This window comes from Arhodomonas sp. KWT, from assembly GCF_010993615.1.
Genome location: NZ_WNXE01000140.1, coordinates 1 through 7,158, shown reverse-complemented (window position 1 = coordinate 7,158; position 7,158 = coordinate 1). Strand labels below are relative to the sequence as shown.

General features: G+C 68.5%; 8 protein-coding genes. 6 read left to right on the top strand and 2 right to left on the bottom strand.

Annotation, left to right across the window (positions count from 1 at the left end; translation table 11 throughout):
* The coding region (locus G7A99_RS15030; RefSeq protein ID WP_163141572.1) for a PAS domain S-box protein at nt 1-620 on the bottom strand (620 nt) is incomplete at its 3' end.
* 35 nt (nt 621-655) lie between these two features.
* Nucleotides 656-1,234 (bottom strand): winged helix DNA-binding protein, encoded by a 579-nt coding sequence (locus G7A99_RS15025; RefSeq protein ID WP_018716538.1) that lies wholly within the window; start codon nt 1,232-1,234, stop codon nt 656-658.
* 209 nt (nt 1,235-1,443) lie between these two features.
* Here G7A99_RS15025 and G7A99_RS15020 point away from each other — a divergent pair, with 209 nt between their 5' ends.
* The 6 genes from G7A99_RS15020 (at nt 1,444) to G7A99_RS14995 (ending at nt 7,010) form a co-directional block, all read left to right on the top strand.
* Nucleotides 1,444-2,562, top strand: coding sequence for an LLM class flavin-dependent oxidoreductase (locus G7A99_RS15020; protein WP_163141569.1), 1,119 nt, complete (start codon nt 1,444-1,446; stop codon nt 2,560-2,562).
* Nucleotides 2,559-3,137, top strand: coding sequence for a flavin reductase family protein (locus tag G7A99_RS15015; protein WP_018716540.1), 579 nt, complete (start codon nt 2,559-2,561; stop codon nt 3,135-3,137). The genes G7A99_RS15020 and G7A99_RS15015 overlap by 4 nt, the downstream gene beginning before the upstream one ends.
* A 57-nt stretch (nt 3,138-3,194) precedes the next feature.
* Entirely contained in the window at nt 3,195-3,821 is a 627-nt protein-coding gene (locus G7A99_RS15010) for a malonic semialdehyde reductase (protein ID WP_163141566.1), read from the top strand.
* Between the two features lie 43 nt (nt 3,822-3,864).
* Nucleotides 3,865-4,356 carry a dihydrofolate reductase gene (locus G7A99_RS15005; protein WP_163141564.1) on the top strand — a complete coding sequence of 164 codons (492 nt, stop codon included), beginning with the start codon at nt 3,865-3,867 and terminating at the stop codon, nt 4,354-4,356.
* 98 nt (nt 4,357-4,454) lie between these two features.
* Nucleotides 4,455-5,450 carry a hypothetical protein gene (locus tag G7A99_RS15000; RefSeq protein ID WP_163141561.1) on the top strand — a complete coding sequence of 332 codons (996 nt, stop codon included), beginning with the start codon at nt 4,455-4,457 and terminating at the stop codon, nt 5,448-5,450.
* 195 nt (nt 5,451-5,645) lie between these two features.
* Nucleotides 5,646-7,010, top strand: a complete 1,365-nt coding sequence (locus tag G7A99_RS14995; protein ID WP_163141558.1) for an OmpP1/FadL family transporter — start codon at nt 5,646-5,648, stop codon at nt 7,008-7,010.
* Nucleotides 7,011-7,158: the final 148 nt, after the last annotated feature.

Genomic DNA, 7,158 nt, shown 5'->3' with positions numbered 1-7,158 from the left:
GGCTCCGCCTCCACCTGGCCGGCGATGAGGCCAAGCAGTCCCTGGAGGTGGTTCTTGATCCGGTGATGGACCTCGCGGATCAGTGCCTCGCGCTGACGGCGCTCCTCACGCAGGCGCTCACGTTCGCGCTCGCGGCGCTCGCTCAGGTCGCGGAAGACCCCGACATACAGGCAGGGCCCGAAACGCCGGTCGACACGCCGCCCCGCCACCTCCACGGGTATGCGGGTACCATCGGCGTGGATCACCTCGTGCTCACGCAGGGAGAAGCCCGTGGAGCGCATGTCCGCAAACGCGGCGTCCAGGGCCGGTTTCTCATCCGGGGGATGGATATCGCGGACCGCCATTCGCCTGAGCCGGCCTCGGGGATGACCCAGCAGTATCGCGGCCTGTTCATTGACGTCGTGGATCGCCCCAGAGAGGTCGGCGACGACGATGGCGTCCGCCGCCTGCTGGACCAGGGCCCGATGGATCCCCGCGCGTATGCGGCGATGGCGGCCGCCGAGCACCGCCGCCGTCACCGCACCACCGGCCACCGCCCCGAACAGGATGCCGCCCCACAGCGCCGGCGTCGCACCGAGCGCGACGAACAGCGCCTCCCAGCCCCCCTCGACACCGGCCATACCCGTCCCCCCTTGTCCAGTCGGTGACTCGCCTCCTACAGCGACTCGTCATCCATCGGCGCGCGGTGACTGACCACGTAGACCGCCGCCTGATCATAGATGCCCTGGAGCTGGTTGAGCAGCCGGTGCGCCACCTCGTACTGCGCCTGCCAGTTCTCCTCATTGGGGATCATGCGGATCAGCATCTCACGGCGCAGCTGGGCGAAACGTTCCGTGACCTCGTAACCCTGGTCGGTGACGAAATAGGCCACGCCGCGACGTTTGCGCGAGGCCTGCTTGTCCACCAGCCCCGCGGACTTGAGCTTCTTGAGCGCGTACTGGATGTTGCTGATGTCGTCGCGGTTGAGCAGGCGGGCGATCTCCGCGACCGTCTTGGGACGCTCTTTCATGCGCACCACATGCAGCACGGCATTATCCGATCCGGATACCGGCCGGTGTGTCACGGCCGCCAGGCACTCGGACTGCCAGCGCTCGAAGGCGGCGGTCAGCCGCAGCATCGTGTGCTCGATCTCGGTGAGCGCCATCTCCTTTTCGTCACCCGCCAGGTGCCAGTGCCGGTCCAGGGTGAAATCATCCGCGGGCGCCTCTCCTTCCCGACCCTCGTGCTCCGACATCGCTCTCCTCTCTTCTCGGTGCAGGGACCAGTCCAAACGACAACAGGCCTGGCAGCTCAGCACAAGCCCGACGGCCGGCGGGGCATACTTGACGGGGAAAAAATTTACGTCTAAAAGAAAAGTCATATCGTTTTACTAGTAAATTACTAGAAAAAAGCACGAAAACCTGCAGATCCGTGAGGGAAGCACACCCGAGGAGGAGCACCGCCATGACCGTCAGGACCGCGCCCGTTTTCAACGACAACCCCTTCAAGCTGGGGATCTTCTCACCCAACTGCTCCGGCGGCCTGGCCGTGACCAAGGTGCCGGAGCGCTGGAACAACTCCTGGGAGAATAACCTCAGGCTCGCGCAGATGGCCGACGAGGCGGGGCTGGAGTTCCTTCTGCCCATCGCCCGCTGGATCGGCTACGGCGGTGCCACCAACTTCCACGGTAGTGTCCTGGAGACCGTCACCTGGGCCGCGGGACTGCTGGCGCAGACGAAGAACATCAACGTCTTCTCCACGATCCACACCGCGTTCAATCACCCGGTGGTGGTCGCCAAGCAGCTCGCGACGATGGACAACATGAGCAACGGCCGCGCCGGGCTCAACGTGGTCTGCGGCTGGAACAAGCCGGAGTACGACGCCCTCGGCATGACCATGCCGGACGACCACGAGACCCGTTACCGCTTCGGTCAGGAGTGGTTCGATATCGTCCGCAAGCTGTGGACCGAGACCGGACCGTTCGACTGGGATGGCGAGTTCTACCAGCTCAGGGACACCTACAGCCTGCCGCTGCCGAAAACCGACAAGGTGCCGATCTTCAACGCCGCCGGTTCCCAGCAGGGCCGCGACTTCGCCGTGCGCAACGCCGACTACCTGTTCACCCCGGCCATCGACCTGGACAGGTCCAGGGAAGAGATCGCAGCGATCAAGGAGCAGGCCGCCGGCGTCGGGCGCAACGTGGGGCTGTTCACCCTCTCCTACGTCGTCTGCCGGCCGACCAGAAAGGAGGCCGAGGAGTACCACCACTACTACTCCCAGGAGAACGCGGACTGGGAGGCCGTGGACAACATCATCAACCTGATGTTCGCCCACGCCGAATCCTTCCCCAAAGAGGTCATCCGGCTGCTGCGCGACCGCATGGCCGGGGGCCACGGCGGCTACCCGCTGGTCGGCGACCCGGACACCGTCGCCGACGGGATCCAGCGCCTCTACGAGACCGGCTTCGCGGGCACCACCCTGGCGTTCGTGGACTACGTCGAGGAGTTCCCCTACTTCCGCGACGAGGTCCTGCCCCGCCTGGAGGATCGCGGCCTGCGGCTGCCGGTGGCGGGCGCGGCATGACCGGGATGCACGACGCCCACACCGCCATGGCGGCGCTGTCGGCGGTGATCGCCGGCGAGACCTTCAGCCAGTTCGTCGACGGCGCCGAGTTCCGCAGCGGCATGCGCGGCATCGCGGCGCCCGTGGCGCTGGCGACGACCCGGGGGCCGGACGGCCCCGCGGGGCTGACGGTGTCCTCGTTCTGCTCGCTGAGCGTGGACCCGCCGCGGATACTGGTCTGCATCAACCGCGACAGCAGCGCCTATCCCGTCATCGCCGGCCGCCGGGTACTCGCGCTCAATGTCCTCGCCGCACATCACGAGACGCTCGCCATGCGCTTCGCCTCCGGCGACGCCTGCCGGGGAGAGGCGCGTTTCGCGGCGGGTCGCTGGGCGCCGCTGCGCACCGGCGCGCCGGTGCTCGAGGACGCCCTCGTCGGCTTCGACTGCCGGATCGTGCGTGTCCATGAGGAAGGCTCTCATGGCATTATCGTCGGCGACGTGGTCGCGACGACCGGCAGCGGCGCCACCTCGCCGCTGCTCTACCGCGACGGCCACTTCGTCACCAGCACGGCACCGGCGCGCCAGGGGCACTGACCGCTCCGCGCCCGCCGGCACGTCGACCACACCCACCCGAGAGGCGAGGAGAACGCCATGCAGCGAGAGCATGCGGCGCCCGCACACGCGACGGCAACACCGGCGCTCGACGACGCGGCCCTGGACCGGATCTTCCGTGAGGCACGGACCTACAACGGCTGGCTCGACCGGCCGGTCACCGACGAACAGCTCCGCGAGATGCATGCCCTCGCCACCATGGGACCGACCAGCTTCAACGGCTGCCCCATGCGGGTCGTGTTCGTGCGCTCGCCGGAGGCCAAGGAACGGCTCGCACCGGCGCTGATGAAGAGCAACGTCGACAAGACCCTGTCCGCCCCGGTCACCGCCATCGTCGCCCACGACCTGCGCTTCTGGGAGTGGCTGCCCTGGCTGAACCCGCACAAGGACGTCAGCGGCCTGTTCCGCGACAGCCCGGCCTTCGCCGAGACCACGGCGTTCCGCAACGGCAGCCTCCAGGGGGCATACCTGATCATCGCCGCACGGGCCCTCGGGCTCGACTGTGGGCCGATGTCCGGCTTCGATCCGGCAATGGTGGACGAGGCCTTCTTCGCCGGCACAAGTATCCGCACCAACTTCCTGTGCAACATCGGCTACGGCGACCCGGACACGGTGTATTCACGCAACCCGCGCCCGGCCTTCGACGAGGCCTGCCGCATCGAGTGAGGCAAGCGTGCCGCACGCCGCCGTCGACGGTACAATGGCCGGCATGAGCACGCCCCTGGTGACACTGATCGCGGCGATGACGCGTAACCGCGTGATCGGCGCGAATGGCTCGCTGCCCTGGCGGCTGCCCGCGGATATGCGCCATTTCGTGGCGTACACCCGGGGCAAACCGGTGGTCATGGGCCGGCGCAACTACGACGACATCGGCCGGCCACTGCCGAAACGGCACAACATCGTGATGAGCCGCGACCCGTCCTTCGCGGCCCCGGGCTGTACGGTGGTCGATTCCGCCGAGTCCGCCCTGGCGGCGGCCGGCGACGTCCCCGAAGTGATGATCATCGGCGGCGCCGAGATCTACGCGCTGTTCCTGCCCCGCGCCCGGCGCATCGAGCTCACCGTGATCGACGCCGAGCTCGACGGGGACACCCGCTTCCCGGCGCTGGACGCCGGCTGGCGGGTCGTCGATGAGCAGCACCGGGGGGCCGACGCCGACAACCCGTGGCCGCTGACCTTCCAGCGCCTGGAACGGGATTGATTGCAGTGCTCACGGTGCTTGCCTATGCTGGCGCGCGAACCGGTGCCACCCGGCGCCGTCCGGGACAGACCCAACCGAGACGTTTGAGGAACAGATCCATGGTGCGCTCCCTTCTGCTGGCCGCCCTCGTCGTCACCGTCCTGATGGCCGGCGGCTGCGCGAACACGGAATCCACCCGCCAGAAGCACACCGAGCCGGGGGCGCTGCCCAGCGACTACGATCCCCTGGACACGGAGGCGCACAAGTCCGACCTGGAGGACGGCGCCATTCCGTCCGTCGGCGAGCTGATCTTCGGCAAGGACGCGTCGTCCAGCGGCGCGGATACCCGCCGGCTGGAACAGGAGGTCGCCCGCCTGCGCGCCGACCTGCGCCAGGGCGGCGGCACGGCGGCACGGCGCGGCCAGGCCACTACCACCGAGGCGGGCCCCGGCGTGGCGCTGCTCTTCCCCAATGCCACGGACCTGGCGGCCACCCGCGCCTACACGGCGATGACCCGCGTTGCCGGCGAATACCCGCTGACCGCGGTCAGCCAGCAGCGCCTGCAGCAGGCCCTCGACGGGGTCGAGTGCTCGCTGGACACCCTCGCCGAGTGCGGACCGGCGGTGGCCGCCGCTTCCGGCGCCCGCATGGTGGCCATTATCGACGGCACCGAGGCCCGCGGCGGCCAGCTCCCCCTGACCGTGAGCCTGGTGGACCTGGATCTCGGCATCCGCTACCCGGCCTACCGGGTCACCCTGCCGGCCACCGACGACGGCGCCGCCGAGCAGAGCCTCGCCGCCTTGGCGGACAGTGTCTACCTCCATGCGATCGAGCGTTTCCGCCTCGCCCCCCGCATCTTCCACGTGCGCAGCACCGGCGACGGCCGCTGGGTCATGGACCCCGCCGGCACCCAGCTCGCTACCGGCAGCCAGCTGACCGTCCACGAGAGCGGACGCGTGCTGCGCCAGGGCGGCGACCCGGTCGCATGGATTCCCGGCGAGACCGTGGGCACACTCACGGTGAAGGGACGTACCGCAAACGGCCTGCTGCTGCTCGAGCGCAGCTCCGGCAAGGCGCCACAGGCGGACGACTTCATCCTGCCGCCCGCCGGCTAAGCCAACCCCCCTCCGCAAAGCGCACCGGGCAGGGGCCCGGTGCGCGCTTTTCCGGCATTTCCATACGCAAGCGTATTGACGCGGCCGGACAGCCCGCCTATTTTCCCTGCAAAAGGGGGCATGCTTGGCGCAACCAGCCGAACGGGCCTGCCCCTGTTATCACGACGACAAGTCAGAGAACCAGGAGGAGAGCCCATGTCCGCCCGTCATCGAGGCGCAAGCCGCCTGATCATCGCCACGTCGGCACTCGGCCTCGCCGGCGCGATGGCAACCGCCCACGCCACCGGCTTCCAGATCCGCGAGCAGAGCGCCAAGGCCCTCGCCAACTCGCTCGCCAGCGCCGCCGCCGGCGCAGAGGACGTCAGCTTCATGGCCTACAACCCGGCGGCACTGGGCAACATCGACGGCACCCAGATCGCCGGCAGCCTGGCCTACATCGACGCCGAGTTCGATCTCGAGGACGGTCAGGCCTCTCCCTACGGGGCCCCACTCAACGGCTCCAGTGACGGATTCCCCTACGACGGCAGCAAGGGCAAGAGCGGCGAGACCGCCCTGGTGCCCTCCTTCGCCGTCAAGACCCAGCTCAACGACTCGCTGGACGCCGGCCTCGCCGTCTACGCGCCGTACGGCCTGTCCACCGACTACGATCACGACTGGATCGGGCGCTACCAGGCCCTGGAGACGGACCTGAAGGTCGTCGACATCCAGCCCACCCTGAACTTCCGTGTCACCGACCGGCTCTCGCTCGCCGGCGGCCTGCGGGTGCAGTACGCCGACGCGACCCTGTCCAACGCGCTGGACCTCGGGGGGGTTGGCGCTCAACAGGAAGTACCCGGCGCGTCCCCCGGCAACAATGACGGCTTCGCCGAGGTCACCGGCGACGACTGGGGCGTGGGCTACACCCTCGGCGCGCTGTTCCAGGTCACCGACCGCACCCGCGTGGGCGTGAGCTACCGCTCCAAGGTGGACCTCACCCTGAAGGGGGACGCCGAGTTCAGCGCCACCGACGCGACATCACAGGCGGTACTCGCCGGCGCCCAGGCGGGGGGCCAATTCACCGACACCTCCGGCAAGGCGGATCTCACGACGCCGGCGAGCCTGAACCTGGGCATCTACCACCAGGCCACCGACCGCCTGGCGCTGATGTTCAACGCCGAGTGGACCGAGTGGAGCAAATTCGACGAGCTGGTGGTCAAGTTCGGCGACAACACCCCGAACAGCGTGACCGAGGAGAACTGGGAGAACACCTGGGCCCTGTCCACGGGCGCGAGCTACGCGCTCACCGGCCGCTGGACGCTGCGCGGCGGCATCGGCATGGACGAATCCCCGGTGCCGAACGCCCAGCACCGCACGCCGCGCGTGCCGGACGTGGACCGCCGCTGGCTGTCCGCCGGCGCGACGTTCTCGCCCACCGACCGGCTGTCGATCACCGGTGCGTGGATGCACATCTTCTTCGACGACGGCGACGTCGATCTGGAGAACGAGAGCCGCGGCAACCTGTCGGGCACCTACGAGGGCACGGCGAACCTCTTCGCCCTCTCCGCCGACTACCGCTTCTGATCCCCCGCCACGAAAAAAGGGCCGCCCCGCAGAAGCGGGGCGGCCCTTCTCATGATGGCATCCGGATGCCCGCTCAGCGCTTCATGTAATCGAAGAACTCGCTGTTGGTCTTGGTGTCCTTGAGCTTGTCGAGAAGGAACTCGATGGC